Source organism: Kocuria sp. CPCC 205231, assembly GCF_040980965.1.
Lineage (GTDB): Bacteria > Actinomycetota > Actinomycetes > Actinomycetales > Micrococcaceae > Kocuria > Kocuria rosea.
On sequence record NZ_JAVKPP010000003.1, the window covers coordinates 1 to 15038 of the forward strand.

15 protein-coding genes and 2 pseudogenes are annotated in these 15038 nt (G+C 66.0%); 6 read left to right on the top strand and 11 right to left on the bottom strand.

The window, feature by feature from the left end:
* Positions 1-55 precede the first annotated feature (55 nt).
* Positions 56-952 (bottom strand): hypothetical protein, encoded by an 897-nt coding sequence (locus RF640_RS03235; RefSeq protein WP_368826595.1) that lies wholly within the window; start codon positions 950-952, stop codon positions 56-58.
* A gap of 127 nt (positions 953-1079) precedes the next feature.
* Here RF640_RS03235 and RF640_RS03240 point away from each other — a divergent pair, with 127 nt between their 5' ends.
* Complete coding sequence (locus RF640_RS03240; RefSeq protein ID WP_109149465.1) at positions 1080-2390, top strand: ISL3 family transposase; 1311 nt, start codon at positions 1080-1082, stop codon at positions 2388-2390.
* A gap of 111 nt (positions 2391-2501) precedes the next feature.
* Here RF640_RS03240 and RF640_RS03245 read toward each other — a convergent pair whose 3' ends face one another.
* From RF640_RS03245 to RF640_RS03265, 5 genes are all read right to left on the bottom strand, one after another.
* On the bottom strand, positions 2502-2678 hold the full coding sequence (locus RF640_RS03245) for a hypothetical protein (protein ID WP_219930807.1): 177 nt from the start codon (positions 2676-2678) through the stop codon (positions 2502-2504).
* 24 nt (positions 2679-2702) lie between these two features.
* Positions 2703-2903 (bottom strand): hypothetical protein, encoded by a 201-nt coding sequence (locus RF640_RS03250; protein WP_219930806.1) that lies wholly within the window; start codon positions 2901-2903, stop codon positions 2703-2705.
* On the bottom strand, positions 2900-3055 hold the full coding sequence (locus RF640_RS03255) for a hypothetical protein (RefSeq protein WP_158279202.1): 156 nt from the start codon (positions 3053-3055) through the stop codon (positions 2900-2902). Before RF640_RS03255 ends, RF640_RS03250 begins: the two co-directional genes overlap by 4 nt.
* Positions 3052-3450, bottom strand: coding sequence for a ParA family protein (locus tag RF640_RS03260; protein WP_109149464.1), 399 nt, complete (start codon positions 3448-3450; stop codon positions 3052-3054). The genes RF640_RS03255 and RF640_RS03260 overlap by 4 nt, the downstream gene beginning before the upstream one ends.
* 255 nt (positions 3451-3705) lie before the next feature.
* The gene (locus RF640_RS03265; protein ID WP_109149463.1) at positions 3706-5028 is read right to left on the bottom strand and encodes a ferric reductase-like transmembrane domain-containing protein; all 1323 of its coding nucleotides are present in this window, start codon (positions 5026-5028) and stop codon (positions 3706-3708) included.
* 304 nt (positions 5029-5332) lie between these two features.
* Here RF640_RS03265 and RF640_RS03270 point away from each other — a divergent pair, with 304 nt between their 5' ends.
* Positions 5333-8101 (top strand): HAD-IC family P-type ATPase, encoded by a 2769-nt coding sequence (locus RF640_RS03270; protein WP_249033755.1) that lies wholly within the window; start codon positions 5333-5335, stop codon positions 8099-8101.
* A gap of 392 nt (positions 8102-8493) precedes the next feature.
* Here the strand turns inward: RF640_RS03270 and RF640_RS03275 are convergent, their stop codons facing one another.
* A complete protein-coding gene (locus tag RF640_RS03275) occupies positions 8494-9891 on the bottom strand; it encodes an IS1380 family transposase (RefSeq protein WP_170122819.1) in 1398 nt (465 codons plus the stop codon).
* 173 nt (positions 9892-10064) lie between these two features.
* Here RF640_RS03275 and RF640_RS03280 point away from each other — a divergent pair, with 173 nt between their 5' ends.
* Together RF640_RS03280 and RF640_RS03285 are read left to right on the top strand one after the other, a co-directional pair.
* Positions 10065-10640, top strand: a complete 576-nt coding sequence (locus RF640_RS03280) for a hypothetical protein (RefSeq protein WP_007273072.1) — start codon at positions 10065-10067, stop codon at positions 10638-10640.
* Between the two features lie 72 nt (positions 10641-10712).
* A complete protein-coding gene (locus tag RF640_RS03285) occupies positions 10713-10850 on the top strand; it encodes a hypothetical protein (protein ID WP_249033754.1) in 138 nt (45 codons plus the stop codon).
* Between the two features lie 22 nt (positions 10851-10872).
* Here RF640_RS03285 and RF640_RS03290 read toward each other — a convergent pair.
* A pseudogene (locus RF640_RS03290) lies at positions 10873-11052 on the bottom strand (transposase); the annotation flags it as partial.
* A 154-nt stretch (positions 11053-11206) separates the two neighbouring features.
* On the opposite strand from RF640_RS03290, the gene RF640_RS03295 reads away from it, so the two are divergent.
* Positions 11207-12670: an IS1634 family transposase gene (locus tag RF640_RS03295; RefSeq protein ID WP_368826790.1), complete on the top strand. Its 1464-nt coding sequence runs from the start codon at positions 11207-11209 to the stop codon at positions 12668-12670.
* A gap of 57 nt (positions 12671-12727) precedes the next feature.
* Here the strand turns inward: RF640_RS03295 and RF640_RS03300 are convergent.
* Positions 12728-13792, bottom strand: a pseudogene (locus RF640_RS03300) (ISL3 family transposase); the annotation flags it as partial.
* A gap of 104 nt (positions 13793-13896) precedes the next feature.
* Here RF640_RS03300 and RF640_RS03305 point away from each other — a divergent pair.
* Complete coding sequence (locus RF640_RS03305; protein WP_282957525.1) at positions 13897-14049, top strand: hypothetical protein; 153 nt, start codon at positions 13897-13899, stop codon at positions 14047-14049.
* A 59-nt stretch (positions 14050-14108) separates the two neighbouring features.
* Here RF640_RS03305 and RF640_RS03310 read toward each other — a convergent pair whose 3' ends face one another.
* The gene (locus RF640_RS03310) at positions 14109-14645 is read right to left on the bottom strand and encodes a transposase family protein (RefSeq protein ID WP_368826601.1); all 537 of its coding nucleotides are present in this window, start codon (positions 14643-14645) and stop codon (positions 14109-14111) included.
* A 66-nt stretch (positions 14646-14711) separates the two neighbouring features.
* Positions 14712-15020 carry a DNA methyltransferase gene (locus RF640_RS03315; protein ID WP_249033749.1) on the bottom strand — a complete coding sequence of 103 codons (309 nt, stop codon included), beginning with the start codon at positions 15018-15020 and terminating at the stop codon, positions 14712-14714.
* Positions 15021-15038: the final 18 nt, after the last annotated feature.

Below are 15038 nucleotides of genomic sequence, written 5' to 3' on the forward strand. Positions count from 1 at the left end.
CAAGAAGATGAGTGATCAGGGGGTCAACCTTCAGATGCCGGAAAGGGGTCAGTTTTCACTCGCCGTTGACAGCTTTCCGTGCGCGCTCCAGGGCTCGATTACTCAGACCCTGCCATGCGATGTTTCCCTTGGAAGTCGTCTTGCACCTGTAGCACGCGGGATCTGATTTGAGACCAAGGTGATGAACCACTGCGTACGCCTGGTGCCGCGTCACTCCGAGCTTCTCCCCCAGCTTGCTCAGCTTGAGCGAGTAACGGTCGAAAGTGTCAACCTCGCGATATGTGGCAGCTTCTTCGCCCTCACGTGCTGGCCTAACAGGTACCTCCCCTCGCTTGGGGTCGATCCTGAGGCTGATTTCCTGGACCTGATCCGAAGGACGTGGCGAACCGACGAGCTGCAGCCCGACCACCCCTGGGAACGCCGAGGTCCAGTCGGAGCTCTCCTTCAGCCCCCGCAAAGCGCGATTGATCTCCGCCTCGGTCGGCGGCTCGGTCTCCCCGCGAGCGGCACGGTCGAGGGACATGAGGGGCAACAGGCGCGCCCGCGCTGCGGCGCTGCGCCGCTTGCCAGGACGCAATAGCTCCGCGATTTGCTCGGCCTCCTTACCGACCACGAGGCCGACATCGGTGGGCGGGGTGGCCGATACAGGGAGCACCCGCCCGGGCATCACGTCAGCGAGGTCCTGACCGGTGAGGCCGAGCAGCACCTTACGGAAGATCGTCACGGCCGACCGCAAGTGCAACCACAGCACGTCATCGCTCATCGCAATGACGTCGTGGGTCGCCGTGTCCCGATCATTCTTAAGAGCGAGCAGCACGACTCTGTCTCCCTCGTCGATAACACCCAACGACGTTTCCGCGACGGTGACGCACTTGCCGAGATCGAAGGAACGATCACTGCCGGAGAACTTGACCTTCTTGCGCTGCTCATAAATCGCGGCCTTCAACAGCATCTCAAAGGGGCTCTTCGCAGATGAGGGTGTAGCTGCGGAGTGTGGGGTGGGCGCGTCGGTGCCGGGATAGACGTCGAGGTCTCCCGATGATGGAAGTTCTCACGCTCGCCATCAGGAAGACCTCGACGTGCCCAACGCTACCTTCGACAGCCCCGATTTGACGACCTTCGCGCGCCTGGACGAACTCGGTCTGGTCGCCGTCGGTCAACGCTTCTCGGCCGAGCGGGCGGTGCTCGAGTGTCGACTCGCGGAGGAAGATCCGTGGTGCCGCGCCTGCGGGGCGAGGTCGACCTCGCGCGGCACGATCACTCGTCGCCTCGCTCACCAGCCGTTCGGCCACCGCCCCACGACCCTGCTGGTGCGGATCCGGCGCTACCGGTGTGATCATTGCGGCAACCGCTGGCGAGAGGACACCACCGCCGCCGCGCCCGAGCGGGCGAAACTCTCCCGCGGCGGGATGCGGTGGGCACTGGAAGCCCTGGTCATCGATCACCTCACGATCGCAAGGATCGCCGCCGGGCTCGGGGTTGCCTGGCACACCGCCAACGACGCCGTCCTGGCCGAGGGCCAGCGGCTGCTGATCGATGACCCGGCCCGCTTCGACGCCGTCCGCGTGATCGGTGTTGACGAGCACGTCTGGCGCCACACCCGGCGCGGCGACAAGTACGTCACCGTGATCATCGACCTCACCCCAGCCAGGGACAAGACCGGCCCGGCGAGGCTGCTGGACATGATCCCCGGCCGCTCCAAAGCAGCGTTCAAGGCCTGGCTCGAGGCCCGCCCCAAGGCATGGAAGGACCGCATCGAGGTAGTGGCGATGGACGGGTTCACCGGATACAAGACCGCCGCCGGCGAGGCCCTCCCAGGCGCGGTCGCGGTCATGGATCCCTTCCACGTCGTCCGCCTCGCCGGAGACGCACTGGACGACTGCCGACGACGCGTCCAGCAGCAGCTCCACAAGCGCAGGGGCCGCAAGGACGACCCCCTCTACAAGACTCGCCGCACCCTCCACACCGGCACCAAGCTGCTGACCGACCGCCAATGCCAGCGCCTCAGCAGCCTGTTCGAGCGAGAGAAGCACGTTGCGGTCGAGGTGACCTGGGAGATCTACCAGGCGATGGTCGCCGCCTACCGAGAACCCGACCGGGCGAAAGCCAAAGCGAAGATGGAGAAGCTCATCACCGCGCTGAGCAAGAAGGTCCCGGACGCCTTGCCCGAGCTGGCCAAGCTCGGCCGAACACTGACGAAACGCGCAACCGACGTGCTGGCCTTCTTCGACCGACCGGGCACCAGCAACGGTCCGACAGAGGCGATCAACGGCCGGCTCGAACACCTCCGCGGCTCCGCCCTCGGATTCCGCAACCTCACCCACTACATCGCCCGCAGCCTCCTCGAAGCAGGAGGCTTCAGACCCCACCTACACCCTCAAATGCGATGAGCCAGCAATCCTCACGCTCCGTGAATCAGCGGGGCTAGAGAGAGCACTCCACCGCCTGCGGGGGCGCGCTCCCTATCCCGTTAAATCCGCCCAACTCTCCTTTCATCCAGTTCAACTACCCATCGGTCGACCCTGCGGGAGTTCGCAGGCGCCGTCGCCGAGCCAGGCTTGGCCGTCGTCGTACTTCCGCTCGAGGCGTTCGACCTCGGCCATGACGGCGTGGTGGATGAACTCGCTCAGCGAGCGGGGGCCTTCGAGGTGGTTTGTGTGGAGGATGGCCGCGCGCACGCGGGCGGTGTCGTCCTCGTCCTGCTAGAAGCTCACCTTGAGCCGGCACTTACGCTTCTCCCCCGCCGGCTTGTCGGCCGCCGCACTGGCCGACTCGCCGGCCGCCGCCGGGGACGCCGGCGCGACCGTGGCGACCTCGGTACTGGGTGCGCTGGCGGCCGCTGCGGGCGTGTCGGTCGGTGAGAGCCGGGCGAGGCTGGTCTTGCGCGGGGTCGGGCGGCTCATCGCGGGGCCTCCTCGAGGTGGGTCAGGTAGCAGTCAAAGGTCTCGGCGAGGCGGTTGGCGACCCTGCTGCCGTACTCGTCCAGCCCGACGCTGGCCTCGGCGGCATCGGAGAAGACCACGGCCTTGGGCATGGGCGGCTCGAGGATCGTCATCGCGCCGCGGAGCTCCTCGAGCCAGACTGGCCACTGACGGTGCTCTGCTCGTGCTGGTTGGCCAGCACCCCGGCGATGGTGAGGTCGGCGCGGTAGTTGCGCCGCACGGCATCGATGGTCTCGTGCAGCTTGACCAGGCCGTTGATACTGGCCTGCTTGCTCTGGGTAACGATGAGAACGGCATCGGCGGCCACCAACGCGTTGATCGTCAGCTGGTCCAGCGAGGGCGGGCAGTCGATGAGCACCAGGTCATACCGGTCCGCCACCGTCGCCAGCGCGTCACGCAGCCGCGACTCACGCCCTGCGCCGGTCACCACGAGCTCATCGCGCACGACTCCGAGGGTCTCCCCGCTTCGGCACAGTGCACATCCTTCCAGCGGCACCCTCAGCGCCACAGATCAGATGTCACTTATCCGTGCAGCGGTCCCGGGTCGCGGTCAGCGACATGGTCCAGGGCTTACCGATCGGGACATCACCAACGTCCAGCAACACCCGCCAGACGACGCTGTGCCGGACCGAACCACTACCTCCGTTGGTTGAGCGTCAGGCTGCCACGCGCGCGAGGGCGAACATGGCGGACATCAGAACGATGAGGATGCCGGTGGCGATAGCGAGCCGATCGGCGAGTGTACGGCGCATTCAGGCCTCCTTCAGGCGAAGTTGTATCGCTCGGAGTGGTACTTGGACATCGGTACGCCCAGTGTGCTGAGGGTGGTCTCCATCGAGTCCATCATCGGGGGTGGTCCGCAGATGAAGTACTCGTGCTCGTCGTATGGCGGCGGGACGTGGCGCCGCAGGATGTCAGCGGTGATGAAGCCTCGCTCGCCGGTCCAGTCGGCGGGCGGATCGGTGAGCACGTAGACGGTGGTCAGCGCCAGCCGGCCGGCGATCTTGTCGAGTTCCTCGCGGAACGTGATCGACTCCCAGTCTGTAGCCCCGTACAGCAGGATGACAGGCCGGTTGTCGTGTCGGTCGGCCAGGGTCCGGATGATACTCATCATCGGTGTGATGCCGACACCGCCAGCGATGAGGATGTGCATGTCGGCCGGGTTTCCGATCGTGAACGCCCCATAGGGTCCGTCCACGTAGACTCGCTTGCCGACCGGAATCGTCTTAACCGTAGCGGTGAAGTCCCCTAGCCTGCGGATCGACATCTCGACCGATCCCTCGCCGGCCTCAGCGCTGCCGGAGAAGGAGAACGGGTGACCCGTGATGCGGAAGGGACCGCCCCAGACGGTGAGCCAGCCGAACTGACCGGGCTCGAAGTGGAAGCCGTCGTGCCCGTCGGGCTCCATCACGAGCGTCGTGGTGTCGCCGCGTTCAGCACGCACCTGTGTGACCGTGTAGGGCCTGCGGAGCATGAACAGCGGCCTGACGATGCGCACATAGGCGAGCAGTCCGATCCAGAACACCGTCAGAGAGATCCACAGCGCCCTCTTCCACGGATCGGCTAGGTAGAAGCCCCAGCTCACCATGTGCGCCAGGCCGGTGACCACCGCGGCGACGGCCAGGACGACATGCAGATGGTGCCACGTCTCGTAGCGCATCCGCAGACGCGCCCGCCACAGCGACGTCATCACGAGCACTAGGAGTGACACCACGGACAGCACGGCGAAGCGCGCGCGCCAGGGCGCGTCGACGAAGGTGAGGAGTCCGATCAGGTTTGGCCGGACGATGAACAGGATGACCGGATGGGCGATAACCAGGGCGACGGCGACCAACGAGAGCTGGCGGTGCAGGTGATAGAGAACGTCTTCGCCCCACGGCTCGGTCACTCGCCGGAACCGGGCAGTGAGACCGAACTGCAGTCCCATCATCGCGAGCCCGGCATAGCCGATTGCGGCGGAGAACTCGGTCCAGAAGTCCCGGGCCGGCCCGACGGTCCCTATGAGCAGAGCGAAGAGAGGCGCCAGGACGAACACCAGGTAGCCGACTACCCAGGCGGTAGCGCGCGACGGATGGGAGCGCCTCATTGAACTGTCCTGGATCTCTCGGAGAGTTGGTTGATTATGCGGCCCCCGAGGCGGGGTCACGAACTCAATGGGTGCAGGTGCTGCTCGATTGAGGAGTGGAGGAGGTGTTGTCCAGCGCATTGCCCATCGTGCCGATCGATCCGCGACGCCGATCTGACCAAGTTCGGCGGTCGCGCCCCGGACCTGAGGCCCCCGGCGCCGGAGTGATGGACGAGTCTGCATGCTCCCCGCGGGCGCCGACGCCCTGCCAGATGACTAGCATAGCATTTCCACAACGGGGCACTATTGCGAGGGGGCGCGAGGCATGACCAAGCAAGCGAACCGGGCCGGTGACATGGTGGTCGGGGCCGACATTGTGGTCGACGCTCCGTGGTCACGGCCGCCGGACGAGGTCCTTGCGGCCGTGACTAGCCGGCGGACCGGGTTGACGGCCGAGGAGGCGGAACAGCGTCTCGAGCGCTTCGGCCCGAACCGGCTTGCGCCTGCGCAACGGCTACCGTGGTGGCGACGCGTGCTTGCACAGTTCGACGACACCCTGATCTACATCCTGCTGATCGCTGCGGCGTTCAAGGCCGTCCTCGCCGACTGGGTCGACTTCTCCGTCATCCTGGGCGTCGCGGTGATCAACGCGATCATCGGCCTGGTGCAGGAGGGACGTGCGGAACGCGCGCTGGACGCGATCAAGAACATGCTGTCGGTGCGTGCCCACGTCGTGCGTTCAGGTGCAGTGATCGATGTCGACGCGGACGTGCTGGTGCCGGGCGACGTCGTCCGGGTGCGTCCAGGGGACCGGGTGCCCGCCGACGTCCGGCTGCTGGAGTCGACCAGCCTGCAGGCGGAGGAGTCGGCGCTCACCGGGGAGTCCGTTCCGGCGTCGAAGGACGTCACCGAGGTTCGGGCCGACGCAGGTCTGGGCGACCGCCACTGCATGCTGCACTCGGGGACGCTCATCGTCGCGGGGGTCGGGACCGGAGTGGTGGTCGCCGCCGGAGAGAACACCGAGATCGGCAAGGTCCAGACGATGATCTCGGAGGTCGAAGGGGTCGATACACCGCTCACCCGGTCACTCGACGCGCTCGGGAAGAAGCTCGCAGTCGTGATCCTGGTGATGGCTCTGGTGATGATCCTGATCGGTCGTGGGCTCCACGACTTCGGGTTCTCCGACCTCGTCAATGCCACCATCGGGTTCGCGGTCGCTGCGGTGCCGGAAGGGCTCCCGGCCCTGGTGACGATCACGCTCGCGTTGGGCGTGCAGCAGATGGCCCGGCGGCGCGCGATCACGCGAAAGCTCCCGTCGGTCGAGACCCTGGGTGCTGTCACCACCATCTGCTCCGACAAGACCGGCACACTGACCAGGAACGAGATGACCGCGCGGGTGGTGCGCACCAGCTCGGCCCGGTTCGATGTCAGTGGACTGGGCTATGCCCCGAGCGGCGAGGTCACTCTCCGAGGTGAGCCTGTCGGCGTCGCCGATCGCCCGGATCTGGCTCGCCTGGTCGAGGACATGTCGATCTGCAACGACGCCGACGTAGTCGAGGACGGGGCGCAATGGCGCCTGGTCGGCGAGCCGACCGAAGGTGCCCTGAGCGTCCTCGGCCGGAAGGCCGGATTCTCGCCCGTTGGTTGGCGACGGATCGCGGTGGTCCCGTTCGACCCGGCGACCAAGTACATGGGTGTGCTCGCAGGCGACCCGAGCGGCGCCCTCCACGTGCTCGTCAAGGGTGCGCCCGACCGGATCCTGGAGCGGTGCGACTTCCAGACCGGCCCGGCCGGCGAGCCCGAACCGCTCGACCGGGAGTTCTGGGAGGCGCAGCTCGACGAGATCGGGGCCCGAGGACTGCGGGTGCTCGCCGCCGCCCACGCCCGTCCACCCGTCGGGACCTCCACGTTGTCCCACAGCGATCTCGACGGCGGGCTGGTGCTGGCCGGGCTGGTCGGCATCGTCGATCCACCCCGCCCCGAGGCCATAGCGGCGATTGCCGACTGCAGGACGGCGGGTGTACGGGTGAAGATGATCACGGGTGACCACGCAGGCACGGCGCTCGCGATTGCCCGGGAGATGCGGATCGTGCCACCTGAGGCCGGTCGCGTCCTCACCGGCGCGGAGCTGGAGGCGATGTCTACGGAGACTCTGCGCGCCACAGTGCGCGAGGTCGACGTCTACGCCCGGACCAGCCCCGAGCACAAGCTCCGTATCGTCGCGGCGTTGCAGTTCCACGGCGAGGTCGTGGCGATGACCGGCGACGGCGTCAACGACGCACCGGCGCTGACTCGGGCGGACGTCGGGATCGCCATGGGCATTAAGGGCACCGAGGCGACGAAGGAAGCGGCGGACATCGTGCTCGCCGACGACAACTTCGCGACCATCGAACGGGCCGTAGAGGAAGGCCGGCGCATCTACGACAACGTGCGACGGTCGTTGCTGTTCCTGTTGCCCACCAACGGCGCGCAGTCGCTCGTCATCCTCGTCGCCGTGCTCTTCGGGCTGAGCCTGCCCCTACAACCCGTCCAAGTGCTCTGGATCAACATGGTCACCTCGGTGACCCTCGGCCTTGCCTTGGCGAACGAGCGAGCCGAGCACGACATCATGATCCGACCGCCACGACAAGCCCAGGAGCCGATCGTCGGGTTCGCCTCACTGGGGCGCATCGCACTCGTGGGCGCGTTGATCGGCAGCGCGACCATGGGGATGTTCTACTACGAGTACGACCGCGGCGCCTCGCTTGCGGAGGCCCAGACCACCGCCGTCACCATGCTGGCCCTCGGCCAGCTCGCCTACCTGTTCAACTGCCGGTTCCTGGACCGTTCCAGCCTGACCTCGGCGGTGCTACGCGGCAACGCGGCCGTATGGTGGAGCGCCGGCTCCCTGATCGCGCTCCAGTTGTTGTTCTGCTACGTGCCAATTGCCCACACCTGGTTCGGCTCCGCGCCAATCGGCGCGCGTGAGTGGCTAATGACGGCAACCCTGGCACTGGTGATCTTCCTGCTCATTGAGGTGGCTAAGGCGATCAGCCGCGCACGAACCCGAACGGAGCTCTCGGTGCGATCCTCGCACGACATGCCGTCCGCCTAGATGTCAAAAATCTTGATGCAGCCCGCAGCCTCGAGCGCGTCGCGCTGAAGCTGGGCGTCCTGCGCGTTGGTCGATACCCGGGCCAGCTGAGTCACTCCTCAATGATCTCAGAAACTGCCGCAGAACTCGTCTGCGACACGGAGGGTTTTAAGACGCGTTGTGGACGCAAAACCAGCGGCATGACGGCCGAAGGTCGGATCGTCTCGCAAACGATCGTTAACCTCGATGTTTCATGGGGCTGGTGAGCGGGGTGGGTCGGCGTCGTTGCCGGTGTTGAGCTGCTGATTCTGGCATTCGGGTATGACAGATCGTCGCAGTGTCCGTTGCGGGCGGTCGGGTTCCACTCCCGAGAAGAGGAGCTGCTGGTCGTAGGGGCGGGTGGTCTCGCCGGGTTAGGTCTGTGCGACGGTGGTGCGGAGCCGGTTGACGCCGGTCAGGACCCTCACGGCTTCGGGTGCATGTTCGGCGAGGTGGAGGACCTTGTGCCGGGCGCGGCGCACGAGGGTCGCGGGGATCTCGAACAACCGCGCGCGGAGCCGTTTGGGTTCCCATTTCCTCGCGTCGTGCCTGGTGAAGGCGATGGTTTGCATCCAGGCGACGAGCTCGGAGGCGAGTTGGATGATCTGGCACCAGATCTGGTTCTGCGCGAAGGACTGCAGCGGGAACTTCTCAAGGCCCATGTCCTTGGCGTTACGGATCCGGTCTTCGCAGCGTGCACGGCGACGGTGCCGCAGTTCCAGGACGGGAAGCTGGCCGCGCGGGGAGTTGGTGGCGAACGCGGTGATGCGCATCCCCTCGTGATCGGTGATCCGCAGCTGCGCCCCAGGATGAGGACGTTCCTTCCGCACGATCACCCGCATCCCGGGCGGCCAACCCTGAAGATCCAGCAGCCCGGTCAGCTCCGCCACCCATGTCCCCTCGCGGATCCCCTCGTCCTCGCTGTCGTAGGCGGGGGTCCACGCCTTTGCCTCGTCGATACGTTCCAGTAGGTCAGGCGTGTTCGCAGGGAGGGTGAACCCGACCGAGTAGGCCAGACGCTGCCGCTGGAGCCAGGCCAGGAAGTCTTTGGTGCCGCCGGCCCCGTCGGTGCGGATCAAGATCTTCTTCGATCCCCGACCACCCCGAGCCAGCAGGCCCGCAGGCAGCTGGGCCAGAGCGTCACGGGTGACGGTGGTGTGATCAGCAGCCGTGTTCGAGCCGGCGTTGCCGGGGCGCAGCTGGATCGCCAGTGGTTCCCCGGTCCCGTCGCTGCCGTGGTCAAGGAACGCACACAACGGGTGGTATCCGAAGCCGCGTTTGAACGTCGGTGCGGCCTGCTCCTTCTCACTGTGGGCGGTGATCAGGGTGGCGTCGAGGTCGATGACCAGCGGGCTCTTCACGCTCGCCCCCACAGTCGGGGAATGGTCTCCGGCCAGGGCCCAGGCCTGTTCACGCGCGGCCCGGCGGGCTTTCGAGATCGCCTCGATCACGGTGGGCGCGTCCTGGGCGAGGGTGGTGAGCGTGCGGGAGATCGTGGGGGCCGAGGCGACATCACCGAACAGGCCCGGCTCGCAACGCAGCAGATCAGTATCCGAAGCATGCTCCCCGCCGATTGCGAGAGTGAGTGCGAGGTCCAGCAGGACCTTCGCCGCGTGGTGCTCGGCCAGCGGCTTCGTCCACGGAGCCAGTGCTTCCCGCAGCGAAGAGGCGAGGCCGGTGGCGTGGATCGTGTCGGTCAGCAGCACCGCACCAGCATGCGAGAGGGCCGGGACCTCGGCGATGTCCACGCGCGGACGGGGGTAGAAGAACAAGGTAGGGTGGGACACCTGAAAGGTGCTCCTTCCGGCGGATGGCTACGAGCTTCAACACCCCGTATCATCCCAGGCCAGGAGCACCTTTCTCTATGCCTCCCACCCATCGAGACCACACCGCTATGAAAACTCGAGGCTAAGCGCCAGAGCTTTGGCAGTGTTACTCTTTGGGCATGGTGGTACGCCGTTTGGAAAGCCTTGGTCTGATTATCGGACCCTTGCTGTTCGCCCTGTCACCGCTCTTCTGGATCGACGGACACTATGGAGTGACCGGCGGGCTTCTCATTGCCATAGCCGCCGTGCCCTGGGTGTACGGACTCATTGGGGAATACAACGCCCTCCGCCCCCGGTTTCCCCTTCTGTCGGGGCTATGGATGCTTCTGGTGCTGATCGGCATGTTCGGCACCGTCGCGTTCGGGCTGCAAGGCGTGTTTGAGAGTGTGTTCGGTATCACCGAGTTTCGCTCGCTAGCTACTTTCGACATCTACCCACTCCCGGTGGCTATTGTGCTGATTCTGGCCGGACCGCTCTTTCCGGTCGCGCTTTTGTCCTTGGGCGCAATGCATTGGTGGACCGGGCTCACGCCCCGCTGGAGCGCTGTGTTGTTGGTATTTGCGGCGGCTGCGTTCCCGGTTGCGCGGATATCTCGATCTGTCCCAGTTGCGTTCATCGCTGACCTCGTCATGCTCGCAGCCTTCTGTGTGGTCGCCTGGTTTGCCTGGCACCGAAGGGACGAGGAATCCATATAACTTGCGGCTTGCGCTCAATGATGCAGAACTCTGACCCTGATTTCCAGAACATCGCAAGAAAGGTGCGCTCCCATGACCACCCACTTCTATACTGCTTCAAGCCTCGACGGGTTCATCGCCACCCCCGAGTATTCCCTTGAGTGGCTGTTCAAGCAGGACTTCGATTTCGAAGGCCCCATGGCATACCCGGCTCTTCGCGGTTCGTGGTGAATGACCCTGCTGTGGCGGGTATTCACGCTACGGTTTTCGCGGCGCTGGTCAGCAGGATACGCATCCGGTAGTTCTCGGCGTTGCGGAAGCCACGGCCGATGCGTTTGATGTTCTTGATGCCGGTGTTCGCGGCCTCGACCCGGGCGGTGGTCGCGCCGGTGACGATGAGGACCTCGATCGCGTCCCACCAGGTCACGACGGTGTCGTACCCGACTTGGCTCACGTTGGGCGGGTTTCGGTGGCGTGAGGCGCGTTGACCTGGGGTTTCTTCGCGGAATGGTCGTGAATTGGGGCACTAGCCTGGGGGTGTGTCCCCGTATCTGCGCACCGTGAAGACGTCCTCGGGCGCGACCGCGGTGCAGATCGTGGAGAAGAAGCACGGGACGCGGCGGATCGTCGAGCACCTCGGGTCCGCGCACGCCCCGGAAGACGTCGCGCTGCTCAAGGCCGCCGGTCGGCAGAAACTCGCCGGCTCCCAGCCCGAACTCGACCTCGGGCTCGAGCCGGAACCTGACCGGGGCGGCCCTCTGCCGATGCGGCTCACGATGGGGCCACTCTGGAGGTGCCTGAATCTCGCTTTCGATGCGCTCCGGCTTGGTGATGTCGATGGCGCAGATGACGTCTTCCGGCAGCTCGTGCTCGCGCGGATCATCGAGCCGACCAGCAAGGTCGACACGCCGCGGGTCTTGGATGAAGTCGGCGTTGACGCCGCTTCTTACGCGACGGTCAAGCGTCGCTTGCCGGTGTTCGCGACCGACACGTTCCGCGATGATCTCGCGCGGGTTCTCGCGTCGAGCGCGGCGCTCGAGCCTGCCGCGCTGGTGCTCTACGACGTGACCACGCTCTACTACGAAGCTCACGAGGGCGACGGGTTCCGTGAGCCCGGGTTCAGCAAGGAGCGACGGCTGGAACCGCAGATCACTGTCGGCCTGCTGACCGACGCTGCGGGGTTCCCGTTGCGTGTTGAGGCGTTCGAGGGCAACAAGTCGGAGCAGGCGACGATGCTGCCGACGCTTGAGGCGTTCATGACGGCGCATGGCCTGTCGAATATCACGGTCGTCGCGGATGCGGGCATGGTGTCCGAGCAGAACAAGAAGGCCATCGAGCAGGCAGGGTTGAACTTCATCCTCGGCGCGAAGACCCCGAAGGTCCCTTATGTGATCGAGCGTTGGCGGTCCGAGCATCCCGGGGAGGCGATTCCCGACGGACACGTGTTCACGCAACGCTGGCCCGCCGGCCCCACGGATGGCCGCCGGGATCACGTCTACTACTACCGCTACAAGCACGACAACGCTCGCCGGACGCTCAAAGGGATCGCGGAGCAGGTCGCGAAGGCCGAGAACGCCGTCGCGGGGAAGGCGCCGGTCAAGCGCAACAGGTTCGTCAAGCTCACCGGCGGCGACAAGACCGTCAACCGCGAGCTCGAGGACAAGGCCCGAGCTCTGGCGGGCATCAAGGGATACGTGACGAATCTCGTCGATGAACCGGCGGAGTTCGTCATCTCGTCGTATCACCGGCTCCTGCAGGTCGAGAAGAGTTTCCGCATGTCGAAGGGCGACCTGAAGGCGCGGCCGATCTACGCGCGGCTGCGCGATTCGATCGACGCGCACCTGCAGATCGTCGTCGCAGCGTTGGCGGTGTCGCGATGGATCGAGGAGACGACAGGCTGGTCGATCCGGAAGTTCGTCCGGCAGCTACGCGTCTACCGCGAGGGCGTCGTGACCATCGGCGACCAGGAGGTCGCGACCGCGGTCCCGCTCGAGGAGGACGCCGCGTCCGCGGTCGAGGCGATCAAGACCCGCGTCACCGCGGGGCACTAGCGTGAGCCAAGTCGGGTCGTAGAGCTTGGTCGCCTCGGGCATGTTCGCGATCTGGACGAAGTAGCCCATCCGCATCCGTTCGTTCCAGGCCTGGGCGAGGGTGTCGGTGGCCAGCAGGCGGCGGAGCTGCTCCTTGATGCCCCAGGCGGCGGAGAGCTCGTCGGTGGGGTCATCGGTGCGGAATACCCTCTCCAACCGCTCCCACGCCCTCGGGGTGAGGGTGTCAGCGCCGCGCAGCAGGAGCATCCGGTGCGCCCAGGCCGGGTCATCCTTCCGACCCCGGCGACCGTGATGGGTGCGGGCCAGGCGTTGCCGCACGGCGGTGACCATGTCGTTCCCGAGCTTGACGAGGTGGAACTTGTCGACCGAGACCGCAGCGCGGGGCAGGTAGGTCCGCAGTGCTTTGCGGAACGCGGCCGAGGGATCGATCGCGACGATCTCGATCCGCTCCCGCCAGTCCTCAGAGCGCTGGGCAAGCCAGTCACCGACGGCGGTGGAGTCCCGGCCGTCGACGACGCCGAGGACCTGTCCGGTGGTCAGGTCGACCAGGGTCGTCATCCATGGCTCGAACCGTCTCCAGGCACCTTCATCGGTGCGGAACCAGCGCACCGACCGGTAGCGGTGCTCATCGATGCCCAGGCGCGTCACTCGCACGTCCTCGGCGGCGGGGAGGACCACTGCGGCCGCCGCCAGCGCGGACTGGACCAGCCACCACGAGACGCCATGGGCCCGGGCGACCTCGGAGGCAGCCCGGCCCGAGGTGAGCACCGCGGAGACGACCTGATCCCGCAGCCGGGTCGTCGAACGCGCACGGTAAGGGACCTGATCGGTGGCTTCCCAGAACGTGCGCCGGGCGCAGGCCGGCTCGAGGCAGAACCAGCGCCGCTTGGCCCACACCACCTCCACCGCCCCGGCCACGGGGACGTCGCGCACCTTCTGGGACCGGCGGGAGTGGACCTTGGTCGCGAGCACCCCGCAGGACGGACAGCCCGGCGGCTCGATGGATTCGATCACCACTCGACGGCCTCCGTCGGGCAGGTCGATCGCGTCTGTGACGCGGTAATCGGGCAAGTTGAAGATCGTGCTCGCAGCATCACGCTGCGAACCAGTATTCTCGTGCACAGGCTCGTGGTCCTCTGAGGTGTGGATGTCTTGACAACACCCATCACAGCAGGACCACGGGCCGTTCTACGCCAGCGACGCGACGCTCTCCTTCACCACGAACCTTGAAGAGCCCCCAATACGCAAAGAAGGACTGGCACAGCCGCCTCGGCGGCGGAGTCCACGCCGACGCCATCATGGACCGCATCGTCCACAACACCATCTGGATCGACACCGGCACCCACAACATGAGAGAACACACAGCCACCGCCCAGTGACCGACAGGCGCTGGTGGCGGGCCCCCGGCCCCCACCAGCGCCATCGGTGGCCCCCAACGTCAATACCGCTGGCCCCCAGAGGCAATATCCAGTGGTCCCGTCAGCCTCGAATACTCAATCAGGACCTGCTGCCCCAGGTCGGTGACGGCGTCATGGACGGTGCCCCACGCCGTCTGCAGCACCGCCGCGACAGCGCTGATCGAGCAATGGTCCAACACCACCTGGCACAGCGCCCACCACACCGCCGACCTGGTCAGTTTCGAACGGGGCTGCGCCACTGTCCGGAGTCGGTGGCGCCACACCTTGCCGCAGCCGCGGCAGCGATACCTCGGCGCCTGAACCTGCAGCTTCGTGGCGGCCCTGCCGACCGGGAGGTGGGTGAACCAGCGTGTGAAGGTGTCATGCCAGCCGCCCGTCGCACCGCAGGACGGGCAGGTGCTGTCGGGGAGCACCGGTTTGCAGAACAAGACGGTCTTGTCGGGCCACACCTGCTGCGCCAGCGCCTGCAGGCCCAGGACATCGATCCGGGCGAAGGTGTTCAGATCGGCAGCGGTGATCTTGGGCGTGGCAGGAGCCGGTGAGGTAGCGTCAGACATGAGCCTTGTTCGTTGCGAGGAGTGGACTAGACACTCACATCCTCCCAGCGGCAAGGCTCCCTACGTCTACTCACCCAGCAAGCGCGGTCCCACTCTCAATTGGGAAGAGCCACTTACGAAGATGACGCCGTCCTCCGCAAGTAGTTCCTTCGCGAGCTCCAGTCGTGGGTACATAAATGTGAGCCACGCCGAGTGCGACGATCTGCCTTGGAGTCCTATCACCCTATCGGCTTCGTCCTCGTCAAGACCCACCTTTTCGACGAGGTCTCTCGCCGTGAAGCCGAAGTCATCGACGTAGACGAAGCCATCGGAACCCGTGTTGTACGGCGGATCGATGTAGATGCACTTGACCTTGCCCGCGTACGACCCGATCAAATGCTTGAGTGCATCGAG

Bases quoted from the DNA above. Each gene is read 5' to 3' on its own strand.
- RF640_RS03235 (WP_368826595.1), bottom strand. From the start codon at position 952: ATGCTGTTGAAGGCCGCGATTTATGAGCAGCGCAAGAAGGTCAAGTTC.
- RF640_RS03250 (WP_219930806.1), bottom strand. From the start codon at position 2,903: ATGAGCCGCCCGACCCCGCGCAAGACCAGCCTCGCCCGGCTCTCACCG.
- RF640_RS03255 (WP_158279202.1), bottom strand. From the start codon at position 3,055: ATGACGATCCTCGAGCCGCCCATGCCCAAGGCCGTGGTCTTCTCCGAT.
- RF640_RS03265 (WP_109149463.1), bottom strand. From the start codon at position 5,028: ATGAGGCGCTCCCATCCGTCGCGCGCTACCGCCTGGGTAGTCGGCTAC.
- RF640_RS03270 (WP_249033755.1), top strand. From the start codon at position 5,333: ATGACCAAGCAAGCGAACCGGGCCGGTGACATGGTGGTCGGGGCCGAC.
- RF640_RS03280 (WP_007273072.1), top strand. From the start codon at position 10,065: ATGGTGGTACGCCGTTTGGAAAGCCTTGGTCTGATTATCGGACCCTTG.
- RF640_RS03285 (WP_249033754.1), top strand. From the start codon at position 10,713: ATGACCACCCACTTCTATACTGCTTCAAGCCTCGACGGGTTCATCGCC.
- RF640_RS03310 (WP_368826601.1), bottom strand. From the start codon at position 14,645: ATGTCTGACGCTACCTCACCGGCTCCTGCCACGCCCAAGATCACCGCT.